The 21,693-nt window shown below is 37.4% G+C and carries 20 protein-coding genes; 15 read left to right on the forward strand and 5 right to left on the reverse strand.

Features of this window, described 5'->3' with window-relative positions; translation table 11 throughout:
• Positions 1-20: 20 nt before the first annotated feature.
• From comFA to hpf, 4 genes are all read left to right on the forward strand, one after another.
• A complete protein-coding gene (gene comFA, locus ABH957_RS10680) occupies positions 21-1,370 on the forward strand; it encodes an ATP-dependent helicase ComFA (RefSeq protein ID WP_404511179.1) in 1,350 nt (449 codons plus the stop codon).
• Entirely contained in the window at positions 1,370-2,074 is a 705-nt protein-coding gene (locus ABH957_RS10685) for a ComFC family protein (RefSeq protein WP_404454619.1), read from the forward strand. The genes comFA and ABH957_RS10685 overlap by 1 nt, the downstream gene beginning before the upstream one ends.
• A 126-nt stretch (positions 2,075-2,200) precedes the next feature.
• Positions 2,201-2,398, forward strand: a complete 198-nt coding sequence (cspC, locus tag ABH957_RS10690; protein WP_404511197.1) for a cold shock protein CspC — start codon at positions 2,201-2,203, stop codon at positions 2,396-2,398.
• Positions 2,399-2,718: 320 nt separating this feature from the next.
• Positions 2,719-3,261: a ribosome hibernation-promoting factor, HPF/YfiA family gene (hpf, locus tag ABH957_RS10695; protein WP_000671183.1), complete on the forward strand. Its 543-nt coding sequence runs from the start codon at positions 2,719-2,721 to the stop codon at positions 3,259-3,261.
• A gap of 103 nt (positions 3,262-3,364) precedes the next feature.
• On the opposite strand, the gene ABH957_RS10700 is transcribed toward hpf, so the two are convergent.
• Positions 3,365-3,808 (reverse strand): VOC family protein, encoded by a 444-nt coding sequence (locus tag ABH957_RS10700; RefSeq protein ID WP_002139133.1) that lies wholly within the window; start codon positions 3,806-3,808, stop codon positions 3,365-3,367.
• 82 nt (positions 3,809-3,890) lie between these two features.
• Between ABH957_RS10700 and ABH957_RS10705 the strand changes: the two genes are divergently transcribed.
• From ABH957_RS10705 to ABH957_RS10750, 10 genes are all read left to right on the forward strand, one after another.
• A complete protein-coding gene (locus tag ABH957_RS10705; protein ID WP_085312788.1) occupies positions 3,891-4,829 on the forward strand; it encodes a helix-turn-helix transcriptional regulator in 939 nt (312 codons plus the stop codon).
• Positions 4,830-5,082: 253 nt separating this feature from the next.
• Positions 5,083-7,590 carry a preprotein translocase subunit SecA gene (secA, locus tag ABH957_RS10710; RefSeq protein WP_404511181.1) on the forward strand — a complete coding sequence of 836 codons (2,508 nt, stop codon included), beginning with the start codon at positions 5,083-5,085 and terminating at the stop codon, positions 7,588-7,590.
• 143 nt (positions 7,591-7,733) lie between these two features.
• A protein-coding gene (gene prfB, locus ABH957_RS10715) for a peptide chain release factor 2 (protein ID WP_100248371.1) occupies positions 7,734-8,832 on the forward strand; the annotation gives its coding sequence in 2 pieces (ribosomal slippage) (positions 7,734-7,805 and positions 7,807-8,832; 1,098 coding nt in all).
• Between the two features lie 456 nt (positions 8,833-9,288).
• Entirely contained in the window at positions 9,289-9,612 is a 324-nt protein-coding gene (cccB, locus tag ABH957_RS10720) for a cytochrome c551 (protein WP_002089600.1), read from the forward strand.
• Positions 9,613-9,935: 323 nt separating this feature from the next.
• Entirely contained in the window at positions 9,936-10,622 is a 687-nt protein-coding gene (gene ftsE / locus ABH957_RS10725; RefSeq protein ID WP_002016128.1) for a cell division ATP-binding protein FtsE, read from the forward strand.
• Positions 10,612-11,505 carry a permease-like cell division protein FtsX gene (gene ftsX, locus ABH957_RS10730; protein ID WP_002089596.1) on the forward strand — a complete coding sequence of 298 codons (894 nt, stop codon included), beginning with the start codon at positions 10,612-10,614 and terminating at the stop codon, positions 11,503-11,505. The genes ftsE and ftsX overlap by 11 nt, the downstream gene beginning before the upstream one ends.
• A 118-nt stretch (positions 11,506-11,623) precedes the next feature.
• A complete protein-coding gene (locus ABH957_RS10735; protein WP_012261984.1) occupies positions 11,624-13,060 on the forward strand; it encodes a S41 family peptidase in 1,437 nt (478 codons plus the stop codon).
• 95 nt (positions 13,061-13,155) lie between these two features.
• The gene (locus ABH957_RS10740) at positions 13,156-14,340 is read left to right on the forward strand and encodes a PDZ domain-containing protein (RefSeq protein WP_404454614.1); all 1,185 of its coding nucleotides are present in this window, start codon (positions 13,156-13,158) and stop codon (positions 14,338-14,340) included.
• A gap of 128 nt (positions 14,341-14,468) precedes the next feature.
• Positions 14,469-16,184 (forward strand): ABC transporter ATP-binding protein, encoded by a 1,716-nt coding sequence (locus tag ABH957_RS10745; RefSeq protein ID WP_002089591.1) that lies wholly within the window; start codon positions 14,469-14,471, stop codon positions 16,182-16,184.
• Positions 16,185-16,249: 65 nt separating this feature from the next.
• Complete coding sequence (locus tag ABH957_RS10750; protein ID WP_002068307.1) at positions 16,250-16,561, forward strand: heavy metal-binding domain-containing protein; 312 nt, start codon at positions 16,250-16,252, stop codon at positions 16,559-16,561.
• 133 nt (positions 16,562-16,694) lie between these two features.
• Here the strand turns inward: ABH957_RS10750 and abc-f are convergent, their stop codons facing one another.
• From abc-f to ABH957_RS10770, 4 genes are all read right to left on the reverse strand, one after another.
• Positions 16,695-18,329 carry a ribosomal protection-like ABC-F family protein gene (gene abc-f, locus ABH957_RS10755; protein ID WP_404511183.1) on the reverse strand — a complete coding sequence of 545 codons (1,635 nt, stop codon included), beginning with the start codon at positions 18,327-18,329 and terminating at the stop codon, positions 16,695-16,697.
• A 265-nt stretch (positions 18,330-18,594) separates the two neighbouring features.
• On the reverse strand, positions 18,595-19,140 hold the full coding sequence (locus ABH957_RS10760) for a flavodoxin family protein (RefSeq protein ID WP_404454608.1): 546 nt from the start codon (positions 19,138-19,140) through the stop codon (positions 18,595-18,597).
• A 4-nt stretch (positions 19,141-19,144) separates the two neighbouring features.
• Positions 19,145-19,513 (reverse strand): MerR family transcriptional regulator, encoded by a 369-nt coding sequence (locus tag ABH957_RS10765; protein WP_404454605.1) that lies wholly within the window; start codon positions 19,511-19,513, stop codon positions 19,145-19,147.
• Between the two features lie 51 nt (positions 19,514-19,564).
• Positions 19,565-20,458, reverse strand: a complete 894-nt coding sequence (locus tag ABH957_RS10770; protein WP_044439365.1) for a LysR family transcriptional regulator — start codon at positions 20,456-20,458, stop codon at positions 19,565-19,567.
• A 152-nt stretch (positions 20,459-20,610) separates the two neighbouring features.
• Between ABH957_RS10770 and ABH957_RS10775 the strand changes: the two genes are divergently transcribed.
• Positions 20,611-21,633, forward strand: coding sequence for a YeiH family protein (locus ABH957_RS10775; RefSeq protein ID WP_219300926.1), 1,023 nt, complete (start codon positions 20,611-20,613; stop codon positions 21,631-21,633).
• Positions 21,634-21,693 lie beyond the last annotated feature (60 nt).

Below are 21,693 nucleotides of genomic sequence, written 5' to 3' on the forward strand. Positions count from 1 at the left end.
GCTGGAGGTGGCTATTGATGATGTTAGCTGGTAGACAGTTACTGTTAGAAGAACTCTCTTCAGATTTGCAGAATAAATTGGATCATCTGAAAAGGAATCGAGACGTCGTTTGTGTGCAAGGGGTAATTAAGAAGTCTTCAAAATATATGTGTCAGCGCTGCGGAAATATAGAGCAGCGACTATTTGCATCATTGCTATGTAAAAGGTGCAATAAAGTATGTACGTATTGCCGGAAATGTATAACGATGGGCAGGGTAAGTGAATGTACTGTACTTGTTCGCGGGATTGCTGAAATAAGCGGAGAAAGTTATTTGAATCCGTTACAGTGGGAAAGCATTTTGTCTGACGGTCAGGAGTTAGCTGTGCAAAGTGTCGTTGACGCTGTTAAGCAGAAAGAATCATTTTTTATTTGGGCGGTGTGCGGGGCTGGAAAAACAGAAATGTTGTTTCGTGGAATTGCAGAGGCACTACAAAATGGAGAAAGGGTTTGTATTGCAACGCCGAGAACGGACGTTGTACTTGAATTAGCACCAAGATTACAAGCAGTGTTTCCAAATATAAATGTAGCTGCTCTATATGGAGGGAGTTTAGACCGAGAAAAAGATGCGGCGTTAATCGTTGCAACTACACATCAATTGTTACGTTATTATAGGGCGTTCCATGTCATGATTGTAGATGAGATAGATGCTTTTCCGTATCATGCAGATAAGATGTTGCAGTATGCAGTAAACGAAGCGATGAAAGAGAAGGCAGCACGTATTTATTTAACTGCAACTCCAGATGAAAAGTGGAAGCGTAAGTTGCGAAGTGGTAAGCAAAAAGGGGTTATTATTTCAGGGCGATACCATCGTCATCCATTGCCAGTTCCGATATTTCGGTGGTGCGGAAATTGGAAAAAGGGTGTTATACGTAAAAAAATTCCTCGTGCTTTATTACAATGGTTAAATCTGTACTTATCGAAACGATACCCCATTTTTCTATTTGTTCCTCATGTGCGATATGTAGAAGAAATTAGCCAGTTATTAAAATCATTAAACAATCAAATTGACGGTGTGCATGCAGAAGATTCGGCGAGAAAAGAGAAGGTAGCAGCTTTCAGAAAAGGAGAAATCCCTTTATTAGTTACAACGACGATTTTGGAACGAGGAGTAACTGTGAAAAATTTACAAGTTGCAGTTTTAGGAGCTGAGGAAGAAATATTTTCAGAAAGTGCTCTCGTTCAAATTGCAGGGCGTGCTGGCAGAAGCTCTGATGAACCGCATGGAGATGTTATCTATTTTCATTATGGAAAGACAGAGGCGATGGTGCGTGCGAAAAAACATATTCAAAGTATGAATAAGAATGCTAAAGAACAAGGATTGATAGATTGATGCATTGTCTACTTTGTGATGAGTATATTTCATATGCGATTAGTTGGTACACTTTTTTTGTTAAGCTTCATAAAAAGTATATATGTGATAGATGTGAACAAAAACTTTCCTATATTATAGGAGATATTTGCAAGGAGTGTGGTCGGCCTTTAGAACTTGTACCAGCTGAATATAAAAACGGGGATATTTGTATGGACTGCATAAGGTGGACGAACGAGCAGGGGTTTCCGCCTCTCATAAATCGTTCGTTGTATGTGTATGATGAAGCGATGAAAGAAATATTAGCACAGTTTAAATTTCGAGGAGATGCTGAATTAGTGCGTATTTTTCATCAGCCTTTTCGAAGTCTTTTTCAAAAATATTTTGCGAATGTTTCAGTTGCCATTCCTGTTCCTCTTAGTGAAGCGCGAGAATACGAGCGTGGTTTTAATCAAGCGGAGTTACTAGCTTCTTGTTTGCCTATCAAAATGTTTTGTACATCATTAAGAAGAATTGAAACAGAAAAACAAAGTAAGAAGAAGCGTAAAGAAAGGATATCAGGAGTTAATCCTTTTTATTTTCAGGGAGAAGAGATGTTTCATGAGCAACATGTTTTAATCGTGGATGATGTGTATACGACAGGAATTACTGTTAGGCAAATTGGAAGCCTTTTGTATGATCGAGGAGCGAGAGAGGTTTCTTGTTTGACGCTTTGTAGAGGTTAATATGTGAATGTCGAAAGGGGTAATAAAAAGACGACAGGTCTTCTTTGACTTACAGTCTTGTCATTCGCTATAGTCAGAATATGGGGCGAATGCCCTGATTTTAAGAGTGAAGGGAATGGAATGAACATGCAAGGACGAGTAAAATGGTTCAATGCAGAAAAGGGATTTGGGTTTATTGAGCGTGCGGATGGTGACGATGTGTTTGTTCATTTTTCTGCTATTCAACAAGATGGGTATAAGTCGTTAGAAGAAGGTCAACAAGTGGAGTTTGATATTGTTGATGGAGCACGTGGGCCACAAGCGGATAATGTTGTGAAACTGTAAAAATTAAGTTTTTGGAAAAGATAGAGCTGTATTTTTAGCAGCATTATATAGATGGCGAAAGCTCTTGCTCGTAACAAGGGCTTTTTTGTTGTGGGTAAGTTGTCAAAAAGTTGTTTCTTTTCTGTAACTAATTGTCCACAGTTACATTCGTTATTCATGATGTTAATAGGATAAAATAAAGATAGAAACGATGCATCTTTTCATTTCAACAAAAAACGATAAAAAAATCGCAATTCCACTAATTTTTCAAAAAAATTAGAAGGAGTTTTTAAGCCAATGTCGAAATTATAGTACATAGGCTTGAAAGGAGGAATTCATCTATGAAATTCAACATTCGTGGTGAAAATATTGAAGTAACTCCAGCATTAAAGGAATATGTAGAGAAAAAACTAAGTAAATTAGAGCGTTATTTTGATACATTCCCAGAGATTAAAGTTAATTTAAAAGTATACTCTGACAAGCAACGTATCGAGGTAACAATTCCATTTACAGATTTATTACTTCGTGCAGAAGAAACAAATAGCGATATGTACGCTGCTATCGATTTAGTAGTTGATAAACTTGAGCGACAAATTCGTAAACATAAAACAAAAGTAAACCGTAAATTACGTGAAAAAGGTTCTGTGAAAACTAACTTTATCCTTCCAGAAGCAGTAGCTGTTCTGGATGCGGTAGAAGAGGATGAATTAGAACTTGTACGTACAAAACGATTCGATTTAAAACCGATGGACGTTGAAGAAGCGATCTTACAAATGGATATGCTAGGACATAATTTCTTCGTCTTCACAAATGCTGATACAAATGAAACTAATGTTGTATATGGCCGTAAAGATGGGAAATATGGTTTAATCGAAACAAAATAATCATTCAAAAGCGCAGCCGAAATGGCTGCGCTTTTTTTATATGTTTTTGCCTTCCTATCTTGTAATATTGATATGAATTTAAATGGCTTATTCGTAATGAAATTTAGAAGTCATGTTTTGTAACGGTCAATTGTATTACTATTCCAAAAGGATCTCGCACAATGGCGTAACCAGGGCTGAAGGAGTTTTTTTCAAAAGGTGTTAAAATATAAACCTCATCATGTTGAATTAGATTGTGATAGAGTGCTTCAATGGTTTGGAAATCTTTAGATTGAATGCATAATGATGAGCTATTACTTAATTGCCAAGGGCGTGTGGAATCCACTGCCTGTTCTGCAATCATAATTTTATTAGTGCCAATTTGTAAAACGGAATGGGTAATATAATGTTCTTGGCTTTCTTTATACGTGAAATTCGGATCTATTTCTTTCATTTCTTTATAATTCTTTTTAAATAAAACTTTTGCGTCTAAATACTGTTCGTAAAATGCAATTGCTTTAGCACCTTGCCCATTTAATGATAAAAAAGGGATTACTTCAAAGTTCATTGTATTGCCTCCTTCATATATGTTTACACTTATTACTATACAAATATAAGGTGCCAATATGTGGCACCTATAGGGAGAGTTTATGAAAAAAGTTGAGCGTTTAAATCAGATGCTACGTTTTATTAATCAAAAACAAATATTCACATTGAAAGATTTAATGGATGAATTTCAAATTTCAAAAAGGACAGCTTTACGTGATATTGCATCATTAGAGGAAATGGGTGTACCTCTTTTTGCAGAGTATGGTCGGTATGGAGGGTATCGTTTAATAAAAACGATGACATTACCACCGATTTCATTTACAAATCATGAAGTTTTTGCACTTTATTTTGCAATGCAGGCACTAAGTAGTTTTGTAAGTATTCCTTTTCAAATCTCGTTTCGTTCCATTAATAAGAAATTTTTAGATAGTGTTTCGTCAAAACAGCGTGAGCAAATTGAAAACTTGCAAAAAAGAGTATCCTTTTTTCATTTGGAACAAGCACATGAATGTGGTTATCTAGAAGAGATTTTGTTAGCTGCTGTTCAAAATAGGGCTTTAACTATAAACTATGTAACGCCGAAACAAACGACAATGCGCCGTATTCAGCCGATTTCGATTTATGCAATGAAAGGTTATTGGTATTGTCAGGCTTACGATTTAGATAAAGCGACTTATCGAGTGTTTCGCTGTGATCGTATTAGGTCGTTAGAAATGGTAGATGCTCAGGATAGTCTGGATTTGGAAAATATAAATATACATAACGCACATAGTCTTTGGAAGGCAACTGAACAAGCTATTCAATTTAAATGCTCAATTACTGCGAGGGGGATAGAGATATTCAAGCAACAACAATATCCTTCGATGAAATTATGGGAAGAATGTGAAGATACATATTTAATAGGAACTTATGAGCCTGCTGAAATCAACTTTATCATTTCATATCTAGCTAGTTTTGGTAAAACTATAAAAATAATTGAGCCATCTTCTTTAAAAGAGAACTTGAAAGAATACTACTTAGATTTAATACAAAATTTGTAACGAAGAGATAGTAGTTTGTTGGAAAAAATAAAATAAAATAAAAACTTTTTCTGAATCTATGGCTCGACATTTGGACGATTGTTGTCATAGTTATAAGACAAGTGTTACAATTATCATTAGGTTTATACATTTTAGTTTTTTAATTAGGAGAAAAATTGGCATAACATAAATTTGATTTTTATAACGACTGATTGTAAAGAGAAAAAGAAAGCAATCGGAAGTTTTATTTTAATAAAAGAGGAGCGTATTTCCTATGATCGGTATTTTAAAAAAGGTATTTGATGTCAACCAACGCCAAATTAAACGTATGCAGAAGACAGTGGAGCAAATTGATGCATTAGAATCATCTATTAAGCCGCTAACTGATGAACAATTAAAAGGAAAGACGATTGAATTTAAAGAACGTCTGACAAAAGGTGAGACAGTAGATGATCTACTTCCTGAAGCTTTTGCGGTTGTTCGTGAAGCAGCGAATCGTGTTCTTGGAATGCGTCCATATGGCGTACAGCTAATGGGTGGTATCGCCTTACATGAAGGAAATATCTCTGAGATGAAAACAGGTGAAGGTAAAACGTTAACATCTACTTTACCTGTATATTTAAACGCATTAACAGGAAAAGGTGTTCACGTTGTTACAGTCAATGAATACTTAGCGCAACGTGATGCGAGCGAAATGGGACAACTTCATGAGTTCCTTGGCTTAACTGTAGGGATTAACTTAAATAGTATGTCACGTGAAGAGAAACAAGCTGCTTATGCTGCTGATATTACGTATAGCACAAATAACGAGCTTGGGTTCGATTACTTACGTGACAACATGGTGTTATATAGAGAGCAGTGCGTTCAGCGTCCACTTAATTTTGCTATCATCGATGAAGTCGATTCTATTTTAGTCGATGAAGCACGTACGCCGCTTATTATTTCGGGACAAGCTCAAAAATCAGCAGAGCTATACATGTTTGCAAATGCATTCGTTCGTACATTAGAAAATGAAAAAGAATATTCATTTGATGTGAAAACGAAAAATGTAATGTTAACAGAAGATGGTATTACGAAAGCTGAGAAAGCTTTCCATATCGATAACTTATTCGATTTAAAACATGTAGCACTTCTTCACCATATTAATCAGGCGCTTCGTGCACATGTTGTTATGCACCTTGATACAGATTATGTTGTACAAGAAGGCGAAATCGTAATCGTAGACCAATTCACTGGTCGTCTTATGAAAGGTCGTCGTTATAGCGAAGGTTTACATCAAGCTATTGAAGCAAAAGAAGGCGTAGAAATTCAAAATGAAAGTATGACGCTTGCAACAATTACGTTCCAAAACTACTTCCGTATGTACGAAAAATTATCTGGTATGACTGGTACAGCGAAAACGGAAGAAGAAGAATTCCGTAGTATTTACAATATGAATGTTATCGTAATTCCAACGAATAAAGATATTATTCGTGATGATCGTGCTGATTTAATCTTCAAATCAATGGAAGGTAAATTCAATGCAGTTGTTGAGGATATTGTAAATCGTCATAAGCAAGGGCAACCTATTCTTGTTGGTACAGTTGCAATTGAAACGTCAGAGCTTATTTCAAAAATGTTAACACGTAAAGGTGTACGTCATAATATCTTAAATGCAAAAAACCATGCGCGTGAAGCAGATATCATTGCAGAAGCTGGTATGAAAGGCGCTGTAACAATTGCGACGAATATGGCTGGTCGTGGTACGGATATTAAGTTAGGCGACGATATTAGAAACGTCGGTCTAGCAGTTATCGGTACAGAGCGTCACGAAAGCCGTCGTATTGATAATCAGTTACGTGGTCGTTCTGGTCGTCAAGGGGACCCTGGTGTAACACAGTTCTACTTATCAATGGAAGATGAACTAATGCGCCGCTTCGGTTCTGACAATATGAAAGCGATGATGGATCGTCTTGGTATGGATGATTCACAGCCAATCGAAAGTAAAATGGTTTCTCGTGCTGTAGAATCTGCACAAAAACGTGTGGAAGGAAATAACTATGATGCACGTAAGCAACTATTGCAATACGACGATGTACTTCGTCAACAACGTGAAGTAATTTATAAACAGCGTCAAGAAGTAATGGATTCAGAGAACTTACGCAGTATTATTGAAGGTATGATGAAATCTACGATAGAACGTGCTGTTGCACTTCATACGCAAGAAGAAATCGAAGAAGATTGGAGCATTAAAGGTCTTGTCGATTACTTAAATACAAACCTTCTTGAAGAAGGAGATGTAAAAGAAGAAGAGTTACGTCGCCTTGCTCCAGAAGAAATGAGCGAATCAATTATCGCGAAATTGTTAGAGCGTTATAATGAAAGAGAGAAGCTTCTACCTGAAGAGCAGACGCGTGAATTCGAAAAGGTTGTTGTATTCCGTGTTGTAGATACGAAATGGACAGATCATATCGATGCAATGGATCATCTTCGTGAAGGTATTCATTTACGTGCTTACGGGCAAATCGATCCACTTCGTGAATACCAAATGGAAGGATTCGCAATGTTCGAGTCGATGATCGCTTCTATTGAAGAGGAAATCTCTCGTTACATTATGAAAGCTGAAATTGAGCAAAACTTAGAGCGTCAAGAAGTTGTTCAAGGTGAAGCTGTTCATCCATCAAGCGATGGCGAAGACGCGAAGAAAAAACCGGTTGTAAAAGGTGACCAAATGGGACGCAACGATTTATGTAAATGTGGTAGTGGCAAGAAACATAAAAACTGTTGTGGCATTGGGCAGTAATAAGAAACTGTAGTTTAGACTGCTTTGCAAATTTTTACATCAAAAATGTATAATGAAAAGGATTAAACTCTCTCCGTAATAAGCGGAGAGAGTTTCCCTTGTTTTCATATGAAAGTAACAGCAATTACATAGAGGTGAAGGAAATGGAATTAGTAGAAATTAGGCAAGAATTAGAAAAAATGGCTAAGAGATTAGCGGCTTTTAGGGGGTCTCTTTGACCTTCCTACTAAGGAAAAACAAATTGCAGAATTAGAAGAAACGATGATGGGCGCAGGATTTTGGGATGACCAACAAGGCGCACAAGCTGTAATTAATGAAGCGAATGCGCTGAAAGATATGGTTGGAAGGTTCCGTCAGTTAGATGAGACGTTCGAAAACTTAGAAATGACGCATGACTTACTTAAAGAAGAGTATGATGAAGATTTACATGAGGAACTAGAATCTGAAGTGAAAACTTTAATTCAAGAAATGAATGAGTACGAGCTGCAGTTACTATTAAGCGATCCTTATGATAAAAATAACGCTATTTTAGAATTACACCCAGGTGCAGGTGGAACAGAGTCACAAGACTGGGGTTCTATGTTATTACGTATGTACACGCGCTGGGCTGAAAAACGTAGGTTTAAAGTAGAAACGGTTGACTACTTACCGGGCGATGAAGCTGGTATTAAGAGTGTTACATTATTAATTAAAGGTCATAACGCTTACGGTTACTTGAAAGCGGAGAAAGGTGTACATCGTCTTGTACGTATTTCACCGTTCGATTCTTCAGGTCGTCGTCATACATCGTTCGTATCTTGTGAAGTTGTACCTGAATTCAATGATGAAGTTGAAATTGAAGTGCGTACAGAAGATTTGAAAATAGATACGTATCGTGCAAGTGGTGCAGGTGGACAGCACGTTAATACGACAGATTCAGCAGTTCGTATAACTCATCTACCAACAAACACGGTTGTAACATGTCAGTCAGAGCGTTCTCAAATTAAAAACCGTGAGCATGCGATGAAAATGCTAAAAGCGAAATTATATCAAAAGAAATTAGAAGAACAACAAGCACAATTAGATGAGATTCGCGGAGAGCAAAAAGAAATTGGATGGGGAAGCCAAATCCGTTCTTACGTATTCCACCCGTATTCTCTTGTGAAAGACCATCGTACAAATACAGAAGTTGGTAACGTACAAGCAGTTATGGATGGAGAAATTAATCCGTTTATTGATGCGTATTTACGTTCTCGTATTTAATAAGAGAAAAAGCCAACAGAATTGTTGGCACATGTTGAGGTCCAAGAGGATATAAAGAGGCTTATCTTATTTATATTGATGAAATAAAGAGGAAGAGAAGTTGGAAACGACAACTTCTCTTTTTGATGAGATTATATGTAGAATACAATGCCGTATATTGTTTTGTAAAAGGTAGAGAATAGTAAAACAAAGTGGTAATAGAGTAGGACTTTATATAGAATTTCTCAGTTTTGATTGGAGAAAAAGGCTCTTTATAGAACTTTCTAAGGTGTTCACAGAATTGAAACAATTTATGAAAGCTTATTTCATTAGGCTTCTCACTATATTTGTAAAAAATATGAAATACACCTTAGTTTTTCTATATAAAGATAATGCTTATAATGAATATTGAATGTGTTATGAAAACTATTGCCTAGTTATGAATGAAAAGAATATCAACAATGGGGAGCGATAGAAGTGAAAAAGAAATTGTTGGCTATTACGCTGGGGACATCAGTCGTTTTTGCTTTAGGAGCATGTGGAAATAAAGAAGAGAGTAAACCATCAAAACAATCTGCAAGCACAGATAGCGCAGAGCAAATTTACCAAAAAAGTTGTATAGGTTGTCACGCTAAAGATTTATCAGGAGCAACTGGACCTGATTTAAGAAAAGTAGGCAGTAAGTATGACGCTGCAGATATCGAAGAAATTATTAAAAAAGGTCGCGGCTCAATGTCACCTGGACTTATTCAAGGTGAAGACGCAAAAAAAGTAGCTGAATGGTTAGCGGAGCATAAATAAGAAACGTAATTAATAAACGAGCTGATTGTATAACTTGACCGAAAAGTGCTTCGGGTTAAGTAATTACATGAGCTCGTTTACCTTTTCTTGGGATGTAACAGAACTGTAACAAAACTGTATCCGAATTGGAAACCGATTGATGTTACAATGGGGTTTGTAGAATTTTGATGAAATATATTACATAGAGTAGCGTTGCTAATAAAGAGCATGTATGGAAGCTACCTTCAACAAGAATGGTCGAGCGAAAATAAAGGTTGTTTTTTTATTTTCAAATGTACAGAAAAGTATTTCGAAAAAAATCATTAAGTATTGGGTGATAAATAATGATAAAAATGACGAATGTTTATAAGGAGTACCCAAATGGTATGAAAGCCATTGCTGGTCTCACAGTTAACATTAAACAAGGTGAATTCGTATACGTAGTTGGACCGAGTGGAGCCGGAAAATCTACATTTATTAAAATGATGTATCGTGAAGAGAAGCCATCTACAGGATCAATTAATGTAAATGGACTTGTAATTGAAACATTAGCAGAAAGAGATGTTCCGTATTTCCGTCGTCAATTAGGCGTAATTTTCCAAGATTTTAAATTGCTACCTAAATTAACGGTATATGAGAATGTTGCGTTTGCTTTAGAAGTAATTGAAGAAGAGAAGGAAGCGATTCGTGAGCGCGTTACAGAAGTGTTAGGTCTTGTTGGTCTTGAAGAGCGTGCCGATGCACTTCCAAATGAGCTTTCGGGCGGAGAGCAACAACGTGTGGCGATTGCAAGAGCGATTGTAAATAAGCCAAAGGTTGTAATTGCCGATGAGCCAACAGGTAACTTAGATATTGAAACAGCTCTTGATATTATGAAGATTTTCAAACGTATTAATGAGCGTGGTACAACGATTGTTATGGCGACACATAACGCAGATATCGTAAATACAATTCGTCATCGTGTAATTGCAATTGAAGGCGGAAGAATTGTTCGAGACGAGATTGAGGGAGGATACGGATATGAAGGCTAAAACCCTTAGTCGACATTTGCGAGAAGGTGTGAAAAATCTATCCCGTAACGGATGGATGACATTTGCTTCTGTAAGTGCAGTAACAGTTACATTATTACTTGTAGGTGTCTTTTTGACAGCGATTATGAATATGAACCATTTTGCGACGAAAGTAGAGCAAGATGTAGAAATTCGTGTGCATGTTGATCCAGCAGCAAAAGAAGCTGATCAAAAGAAATTAGAAGAAGATATGAGTAAAATTGCGAAAGTAGATTCTATTAAATATTCTTCTAAAGAAGAAGAGTTGAAACGTTTAATTAAAAGCTTAGGCGATAGTGGAAAAACGTTCGAGTTATTTGAGCAAGATAACCCACTGAAAAACGTATTTGTTGTAAAGGCGAAAGAACCAACAGATACGGCAACAATTGCGAAAAAGATTGAGAAAATGCAGTTTGTAAGTAATGTTCAATACGGTAAAGGTCAAGTTGAAAAATTATTTGATACTGTAAAAACTGGTCGTAACATCGGGATTGCGTTAATTGCGGGTCTTCTATTCACAGCGATGTTCTTAATCTCTAACACAATTAAAATTACAATTTATGCTCGTAGTACTGAGATTGAAATTATGAAACTTGTTGGTGCAACAAACTGGTTTATTCGTTGGCCGTTCTTGTTAGAGGGATTATTCCTAGGAGTATTAGGATCAATTATTCCAATTGGCCTAATTTTAGTTATGTATAATTCGTTGCAAGGTGTGTTTAATGAAAAACTTGGCGGAACAATTTTCGAGCTTCTACCATACAACCCATTCGTATTCCAATTAGCTGGTTTATTAATGTTAATCGGTGCATTAATCGGTATGTGGGGAAGTGTAATGTCAATTCGTCGCTTCTTAAAAGTATAAAAAGTTGCAAACATAATTCGTACAAGCTTATCATATAGTAGAAATAGGTAAAGGCATCACACATCGTGTGATGCCTTTTGCTACACCACCTGTGTGTTCTGGAAAGGGGAATTCCGCATTGAAACGTAGAGTTGCAATTATTGGAATGGTTGTTGCATTTTTAATTGGTGCTGGCGGGATGTTTGGTGGTATGTACTGGTTTGGGATAAACCCAGCGTATGTAACGCAAACAGTATCGAATGGTAATGCTGGCACAGCGCAAGGGAATTTGGTAAAGATTAATGAGGCGTATGCACTAATTGATTCACGTTATGTGGAAGACGTGAAAGACGACAAATTAGTCGAAGGTGCGATACAGGGAATGTTGTCTACGCTGAAGGACCCTTATTCCACGTATATGGATAAAGAAACGGCAAAACAGTTTAGTCAGTCACTGGATCCTGAACTTGAAGGGATTGGAGCTGAAGTGAACAAGACGGACGGTAAGCTTATTATCGTATCGCCAATTAAAGGTTCACCAGCAGAAAAGATAGGAATTAAACCGAATGACCAAATTTTATCTGTAGATGGAAATAGTGTGAAAGATTTATCACGTGAAGAAGCAGTATTAAAAATTCGTGGTAAAAAAGGAACGACTGTTGCAATTGAAATTAAGCGCGCAGGAGTGGCTGATCCGATAGAATTTAAAATTAAGCGTGAAAAGATTCCGATTTTCACTGTATTTAGTTCCGTAAAGCAAGATAGCGGAAAAGATATCGGTTATATGCAAATTACTTCTTTCGCTGAAAATACTGCGAAAGAATTTAAGGATCAGTTAAAAGAGCTAGAGAAGAAAAACATAAAAGGCTTAGTTATTGACGTGCGTGGTAATCCTGGCGGTTATTTAAATAGTGTAGAAGATATACTAGGAGACATCATGACAGATAAAAAGCCAATGCTACAAGTAGAACAGCGAAATGGTGAGAAGAAGAAATTCTCTACGGAACTGAAAGAGAGAAAGTCATATCCAATTTCAGTATTAATTGATAACGGAAGTGCTTCTGCTTCAGAGATTTTAGCTGGTGCGCTAAAAGAAGGAGAAGGATACGATTTAATTGGTGAAAAAACGTTTGGTAAAGGTACTGTTCAGCAGGCTGTTCCATTTAAAGATGGCAGCAACATTAAATTAACAATGTTTAAATGGTTAACACCAGATGGCAATTGGATTCATAAAAAAGGAATCGCGCCAACTGTAGAAGTGAAGCAACCAGATTATTATCATGCGACACCAATTCAAATTGAAAAGACACTTTCATACAATTCAAATGATGTACAAGTAAAACACGCACAAGAAATGCTTAAGAGCTTAGGATATGTACCAGGACGTGAAGATGGATACTTTAGCAAAGAGACAGAATCAGCACTAAAAGCATTCCAAAATGCGAATGAGATGGAAGCAACAGGACAACTCGATAAAAAGACAGCTGAAGCGATTCAAACTAAAATCATTGAAAAAATCCGTTCTGGAGAAAACGATTTACAATTACAGACGGCATTGAAATTAATAGCGAAATAAGAAAGAATACAGGCACTTCGATGCCTGTATTTTTTTATGTGTTAAATATGATAAAATAAAAAGAAAGAATGATATAAATGGTGGTGAATGAATTCGTGGAGGCATGGATTTTTGAAATACTACGAGGAGTTGGACGTTTTTTCTTACACCCTGCTGTCTATGTATTTTTAATTAGTAGTATCTTCGTTGGATACTTACGTATATTACGAGAACGAAAAGATTTTTCTTTTAAAGTATATGATATTTGGTTTGAACTACGAACAACTCTATTTGCAGGTATTGGGTACGGATTAATCGTATCTATTATTACGATTGGACTCGGGCTTGTTGTTTCAAAAGCGAGTTTATGGGCAATTTTACTTTGGACGTTATTATTCGGATTAACTGCTATGTATCGATATTTATCTGTAGCTTATACTTTCGGAATCGCGATTGCACTCGTGTTGTTATCGTCTAAGATGCCAGTTTCCTTCTTACAGCTTGGAGAAGGTGAAGAGGGTACGATTGTATCCCTTGCTATTTTACTAGGCGTTATGCTCGTTGTAGAGGGTTTATTAATCTCTAAAAATGCAGTTCGTTATTCTACGCCAAAAATTAACAAAGGTAAGCGTGGGCTACGAATTGGACTACATGAATCCAATCGTTTATGGCTTGTACCAGTATTTATTCTTATACCAGGAGACGCGGTGACAGGATTTATTTCTTGGTGGCCTGTCGTTTCAATAGGTTCGACTACATACTCTTTATTCCTCGTTCCATTTTTAATTGGATTTATGAGAAAGGTTAGAAGTTATGAGCCGACGGAAGCTTTATTATTTACAGGAAGACGTGTCTATGGTTTAGCGGGGCTCGTACTCGTTTTAGGTATCGCAAGTTACTGGTGGCACGTATTCGCAATTATCGCGATGGGAGTCGCAATGCTTGGACGCTTTACAATCTCGATGCAAGAGAAAATTGCAGACGAGAAAAGACCAGCATACTTTGCCGCACGTAATGATGGACTTGTTGTGTTAGATACAATTCCTAATACAATTGGGGCAGAGATGAATTTAAAGCCTGGAGAAGTTATTACGAAAGTAAATGGAATCATTCCAAGAAGTACCGAAGAGTTTTATGACGCGCTTCAAACGAAGACGACAGGAGCGTTTTGTAAATTAGAAGTAGTAGATACAAATGGTGAGCTTCGTCTTGCTCAAACGGCATTATACGCCGGGGGACATCATGAATTAGGTGTTGTATTTGTTCAGCAAGAGCACGAGTGGGATTCGGAAGCTATATAAAATAAAATGGAAACCTTCATCAAATATAGATGAAGGTTTTTTTAGTTTCATAGACGGATAACTTGAATAATTATTTGATAATGGTTATCATTTGGAGAGTCTTTTAATTTGGAAAAGGGAGGAAAGATATGCTACGTAAATTTTTTTCTTACTATAAACCGTACAAAGGTTTATTCGTACTCGATTTTTCCTGTGCAGTTATCGCAGGTTTACTCGAACTTGGTTTCCCGCTTATCGTAAATCAATTTATTGATAAGTTATTACCAGGACAAAACTGGACGCTTATTTTATGGGCTTGTTTCGGCTTGTTCGTAGTTTATGTGTTAAATGCAGGTTTGCAATATGTCGTTACATATTGGGGACATATGCTTGGGGTTAACATTGAAACAGATATGAGGCAGAAATTATTTGATCACATTCAAAAGCTATCATTCAGATTTTTTGATAATAATAAAACAGGTCATTTAATTTCACGTCTTACAAACGATTTAATGGAAATTGGGGAAATTGCTCACCATGGACCAGAAGATTTATTCATTGCCATTATGACTTTAGTTGGAGCATTTTCATTTATGATGATGATTAACTGGAAGTTAGCACTTCTAACATTCTTCGTAATCCCGTTCTTATTATGGTTGGCACTTTACTTCAATAAAAAAATGACAGGCACGTTTAGACGTTTATTCTCAGACGTTGCTGATTTCAATGCATGTATCGAGAACAATGTAGGTGGTATCCGCGTTGTACAAGCATTCGGAAATGAAAAGTTTGAGAAAGAGCAATTTGCTGTAAATAATGCTCGTTTCCGTACAACAAAATTAATGGCGTATAAAATTATGGCGTTAAATTCATCGATTAGTTATATGCTGATGCGTCTTGTAACACTCTTTGTATTAATATGTGGTACATGGTTTGTTCTGCAAGGTGAATTAACGTACGGTGGATTTATTGGATTCGTTTTATTAACGAATATTTTCTTCCGCCCAATTGAAAAAATTAATGCGGTTATTGAAAGTTATCCGAAAGGAATCGCTGGTTTTAAAAGATATGTAGAACTTCTGGAAACAGAGCCGGATATTGTAGATTCTAAAGATGCAATAGAAGTTAAACATGTACACGGCGATATTCAATACAATAACATCACGTTCGGATATGAAAATAAAGAGCCGATTTTAAACGATATTAGTTTGAAAATACATGCAGGTGAAACAGTTGCTTTCGTTGGACCATCAGGGGCAGGGAAAACAACACTATGTAGTTTATTACCTCGTTTTTATGAACACTCATCTGGATCAATTCAAATTGATGGCATTGACACCAAAGAGATGACGTTATCGTCACTTCGTAAGCAAATCGGAATTGTACAGCAAGATGTTTTCTTATTCTCAGGAACAATTCGTGAAAATATCGCTTACGGAAACTTAAAAGCTTCAGAATCTGAAATTTGGCAGGCGGTAAAACGTGCTCAGCTAGAGGACTTAATTTACTCGCAACCAGACGGTTTAGATACAGTTATCGGTGAGCGTGGTGTGAAACTTTCAGGAGGACAAAAGCAGCGCTTAGCGATTGCACGTATGTTCTTGAAGAACCCGCCAATTTTAATTTTAGATGAAGCAACTTCTGCGCTAGATACAGAGACAGAACTTGCTATCCAAAAATCACTTGCAGAACTATCTGTCGGTCGTACAACATTAGTTATCGCTCACAGGCTTGCAACTATTAAAAATGCAGATCGCATCGTCGTTGTAAATAAAGACGGTATTGCAGAACAAGGTTCACATGAGGAACTAATCGAACGAGGCGAGGGTTACAGCCGATTGTATGAGGCGCAGTTTAGTTCGTAAATATAATTTCTGCTGAATTAGTGCACCATAAGTAAGTGGAAATCTTATATGGGAGGCTATAAAGCATGATTGTAACAACAACTTCTACAATTCAAGGGAAAGAAATTATTGAGTATATCGATATCGTTAATGGCGAAGCAATCATGGGTGCGAATATCGTGCGTGACCTTTTCGCTTCTGTCCGTGACGTTGTCGGTGGTCGCGCAGGCGCCTACGAAAGTAAATTAAAAGAAGCGCGCGACATTGCAATGGAAGAGATGAAAACTCTCGCAAGACAAAAAAATGCGAACGCCATTGTTGGTATCGACGTGGACTACGAAGTAGTTCGTGAAGGAATGCTAATGGTTGCGGTGAGTGGGACTGCTGTCCGTATATAAAGTGAAAAGCCGTGCTGGTGCACGGCTTTTTGTTGTTATTGTGTCTAACATGATAGGTAGGGTGATATTCTATGTCGAAGCCTCGATATTTCTTGGGAAGTGTGGAAGGTCCCGTCGATATATGGGGAAGACATTAGAGCGCTTCTTTACACTGCCGAATTCGAACTAATAATTTTTCGTATTCTTGTTCGAGAAATGTGATGTCATCATGCTGATTTGGAATAGAAATCCGGCTGATGATTTCTGTTAATTTTGTTTGTAATCGTAATAATTCTTGTTCAGTAACGTTTACAGAAGCTTGGGTGGTTCTTTTTGTGTATTGCTCGTAATTGCCGTGGAATATTCTTGGTTCTCTCTCATCTACTTGTAGAATATGGTTTGCAACAGAACGAATAAAGGCACGGTCATGGCTAATGAAAAATATTGTACCAGGATACTCCTGTAACATGCTTTCTAATTCTTCTTGCGTTGCCAAGTCTAAATAGTTTGTCGGTTCGTCGAGCAGAAGCATATTATAGTTTCCTAAAAATACTTTTGCGAGTGCAACCTTCATTCGTTCTCCACCACTTAAGATGTGCACAGGTTTATGAACATCTTCACGGCGGAATAGGAGCCTTGCAAGTATTGTTCGAACGAACGATTCTGTATAGTTTGTTTCTTCTAGAACGTTTTCTAAAATTGTTTTATCTGTTTTTAAAATAGATAATGTTTGTTCAAAGTATCCAATTTTACAACTTTTCGAAAGCTGAATGCCACGCTCGTTCGCGAGAAGCATTTTGAACAAAGTTGTTTTTCCGCTTCCGTTTTCCCCTAAAATAGCAAGCTTTGCCCCAGGGACAATTGTTCCATTCATATTTTTAAATAGTGTGCGATCCCCTATTTTCTTCGTTGTTTTATTAAACTGAACAACTGCTTTACTATGAATTGGTGTGTGGTATTGTACGTCAAACTGAGCTTGAGAAAAGTCTTTCGGTTTTTCTTTCTGTTCCAACTTTTCAAGGCGTGTTTCTAGTGCTTTCGCTACTTTGCTAACATTTTCTTGCCCATGAGCCCCACTGCACTTATAAAGTTTAGATTCAGATGAACTGAACCGTGTTGGGATTTTTGTCATGCTAGAAGCACGTTGCTTTCTTTGTGAAATTGACTGTTCTAACCGATTTTTTTCTTGTATATATTGATCATATTCTGCCTGCTTTTGTATTCGCTCACGTTCTTTTTGCTTTCGATAGTTTGAATAATTACCTTTATATTCTTGAATAGTACCGTCTTCAACTTCAATGATCTTTGTACATATGGCATCTAAAAGATCACGATCATGCGATATTAAAACAAGTGCTCCTTTATAAGATAAAAGTGCCTTTTCTAATTGCTCTGTACCGAACATATCTAAGTGACTTGTTGGCTCATCAGCAAATAGAATGCCTGCATCTTGTTCGAGGGCATGGGCGATCTTTAGGCGCATTCGTTCACCGCCGCTCATTGAATTTGTGACGTTTGAAATATTCCATTTGCCCTTAGCGAGGGAAGAAGCGGTTTCCGGTATCCCCTCGCTAAGCTGTGGAATGATGGCGATAGAACTATGATGAGTTACTGTGCCTTTGTCAGCTTCTATTTCTTTACTTAATATTTGTAATAACGTAGATTTTCCAGCTCCGTTGACTCCGACAATTCCTATACGATCGTTTGCTTGAATTTCTAGTGATGGTAACGTAAATATGGTGCGATCACCAAAGCTCTTTTCGATATTACGTGCGATTAAAATAGTCATAAAAAAAACCTCCCTAGTTTCACTAGAGAGGATAAATGTCGCCCTTCAATGTAAAAATCGTACATAAATAAACGATTTTTTACATGATCGTATCGAAAGAAAGTATCGACAAATGGACAGACTAATCCTCTGCTAGTTTTCATCATTTTTGTTCACTATTTGTGATGGATGAAATAAATAAGAGAATTAGAACTTCATTGGTCAAAGTACCTTCCTTTCATAATATTATTTTTATTGTATGCGCATACAAATGGATTTGTCAAACTTATTTCTGTGTGCTATTTTTGAATTTATTATTATACAATTGTGCTTTTGCCAGCACCTCAGCATCGTTCTTGATTTCATCTAGTCCATTCGCATCCCCAATAATATACCCTTCAAATGATGAACCAACAAAATCAAAGATATATTGAAACTGGGCGATAAGCGGCAATGCTTTCAGTTTTGGACTGTCTCCGCCAACGATGACAACGTACATTTTTTTGCCTTTCATTTTTTCTTTGAAATGAAGAGATTTATTACGCAAGCTTTGTGACCAGCGATCAACGAAGTTCTTCATGTGGCCGCTCATTCCGTACCAGTATAGCGGTGTAGCGAAGATAATCGTGTCGTGCTCTAGCATGCGTTTGGTTAACTGCTCGTAATCATCATTTACAGGTTGAAATCCTTCTACATCATGGCGCTGATCTATGATTGGGTGGACGATATGATCACGCAAGTAAATTTGTTCTGTTTCAATCCCATCAATCACCATATGTGTTAAAGCTTCCGTATTTCCGTTTTGTCTTGAACTGCCATGTATAACAAACATGTAATCATCCCTTTTCTTTTGCTTGTTTTAGGAGTGAAACGTGTTTTTGCAAGTTGGCTTGAATACTAGAGAGCAATTCGATTTGTTTCGTAACTTCACATAGTTTATCTTCGTAAAGCCTAAGAATACTACTGCATGGGTTTTCGTATAAATGTGGCTCGATTTCAAGGCAGCGCAGCATCCTCGCCGTCTCTTCTAAGTTTAAACCAAGCTGTAAGTACATTTGAATAAGTTCTACTTTTTTGATAGCACTTTCATCAAATTTGCGGTAGCCATTTTCAAGGCGTTTCGAAGGGAGTAATCCCTTTTCTTCATAATGTCTTAGTGCCCTTTCGCTAACCCCAGTTTCTTTTGATAACTCTCCAATTCGCAATGCGTTTCACTCCTTTTACATGTATTGTAAACCTTCACACTAATGTGAAGGTCAACTCTGTTTTTTCGCAAAAGAATCTACGTGTTTTAAAAAGACTTGAATAGCTTTAGACGGGATAAAATATTTGCCGCGCACGATGGAGAATGGACGGATTAGCTCTTCGTTCGGAACAGGGATGTGGAATATTTCTTGTGCCAACAGTTCTTTTCGAACAGTCCAATCTGAAAGGATAGCGATGCCAAGACCGGCTGCAACGGCTTCCTTCACGCTTTGAATACTGCTAAATGTAAAGAAGCGTTTCATTTTTAAATGATGTTGGTGTATAAATCGATCGCTATAGGCACGTGTGCCAGAGCCGCTCTCCCTTAATACCCAGACTTGATCTTGCAATGTATTTTCGTTAATTCCCTCGATATGGAGCAATGGGTGGTTTGGCGGGACGACGAGTTTCATTTCATCTTGCATAAAAGTTTCAACATCTACGTCAGCGTATACGACTTGGCCTTCCACTAAGCCGATATCAATTTGATTAGAGCGGAGGCTTTGCAAAACTTCTTCCGTATTGGAGATAAATGTATGAACTTCGACGTGTGCATTTTCATTGGCAAAGCGCGCAAGTATTTTTGGAAGTAAGTATTCGCCAATTGTAAAGCTAGCGCCGATGCGAAGTGTCCCTGTTACGACGTTATGCAGCGCATTAATTTCCTGTTTTGCATCTTCATAAAGTGAAAGCATTTGCTTTGCGTGTATGTATAATATGTTTCCAGCTTCCGTAACTTGGACGTGCTTTGGGGACCGCTGAATAAGTGTAGTCCCAAATTCATTTTCCAGGTTGCGAATGTGCATACTAACGCCAGGTTGTGAAAGGTTTAATAGTTCCGCAGCACGCGAAAAATGTTTTTGTTCAACGACAGTAACAAAGATCTTTAAAATGTCGACGTTCATTTGTTAGGCCCCTTTATTTTTGCTTTTATTTTATCATAAGTATTTCTGATGATAGGGATTCAATATTGATATTAAACTTATTATTAAAACTCTCTTATAATGTAACTAGAAAGAACATGCATGTTCCAATACGATTATTGGGGTGGTACAAAGTGGAACAAACACTTGTTATACAAAAGAAGAAGGGCTTTGGATTTTCGCAAGGTATTGGGATTACGTTATTAATCGCAATCGCCGCGAAATATTTAGCAGAGCTTCCATTTTTAAATATTATGGGACAATTAGTAATCGCTATTCTAATCGGGATGGTTTGGCGCGCCGCAATCGGGATTCCTCAAGAAGCGATAGCGGGAACGAACTTTGCGAGTAAGAAGTTGCTACGCTTTGGGATCATCTTACTTGGAATGCGGTTAAATCTTGTAGATATTGCGAAGGCGGGGCCGAAAGTATTGGTCATCGCAGCGGTTGTTATTACATTTACAATTTTCGTTGTATATGGACTAACGAAAGTATTTAAAGTAGAAAAGAAACTTGGGATTTTAACAGCATGCGGGACGGCGATTTGTGGTGCGGCCGCAGTCGTCGCGATTGCACCGCAAGTGAAAGCGAAAGATGAAGAAACGGCAGTTGGGGCAGCGATTATTGCAATTTTAGGTACAATATTTACACTTATTTATACGCTATTATACCCAGTGCTGGGCTTCTCACCGTACGGTTACGGGGTGTTTTCAGGTGCGACATTGCACGAAATCGCTCACGTTATCGCTGCGGCGGCGCCAGGAGGTAGCACGGCTGTAGACATCGCGGTTATTGTGAAATTAACGCGCGTTGCGATGCTTGTGCCAGTAGCAATTTTAATTGGATTATGGTTTGGTAAGAGTGAAGATAGCGAGGAAAAAAGATCGTGGCGCGACCTTCCAATTCCATGGTTCATCTTTGGATTTTTAGCGATGAGTGCAGTGCATTCGATTGGGATTATCCCAGAAGTTGTTGCTGGATATATTGTAGTCATTGCGTACATGCTTATTGCAATGGCAATGGCAGGACTCGGTTTAAATGTAGAGTTTAAAACGTTCCGCAAATTAGGAAGTAGGGCATTCGTGGCAGGATTGATTGGCTCGGTTTGCTTATCTGTTCTTGGGTACGTTCTTGTATATGCATTAGGATTTATGTAGTAGCAAAGAGGCATCTTATAGGTGTCTCTTTTTTTACCTTTTTTTGTAAAGATATCTTTA

This window comes from Bacillus sp. RC242, assembly GCF_044908245.1.
GTDB lineage: Bacteria > Bacillota > Bacilli > Bacillales > Bacillaceae_G > Bacillus_A > Bacillus_A mycoides.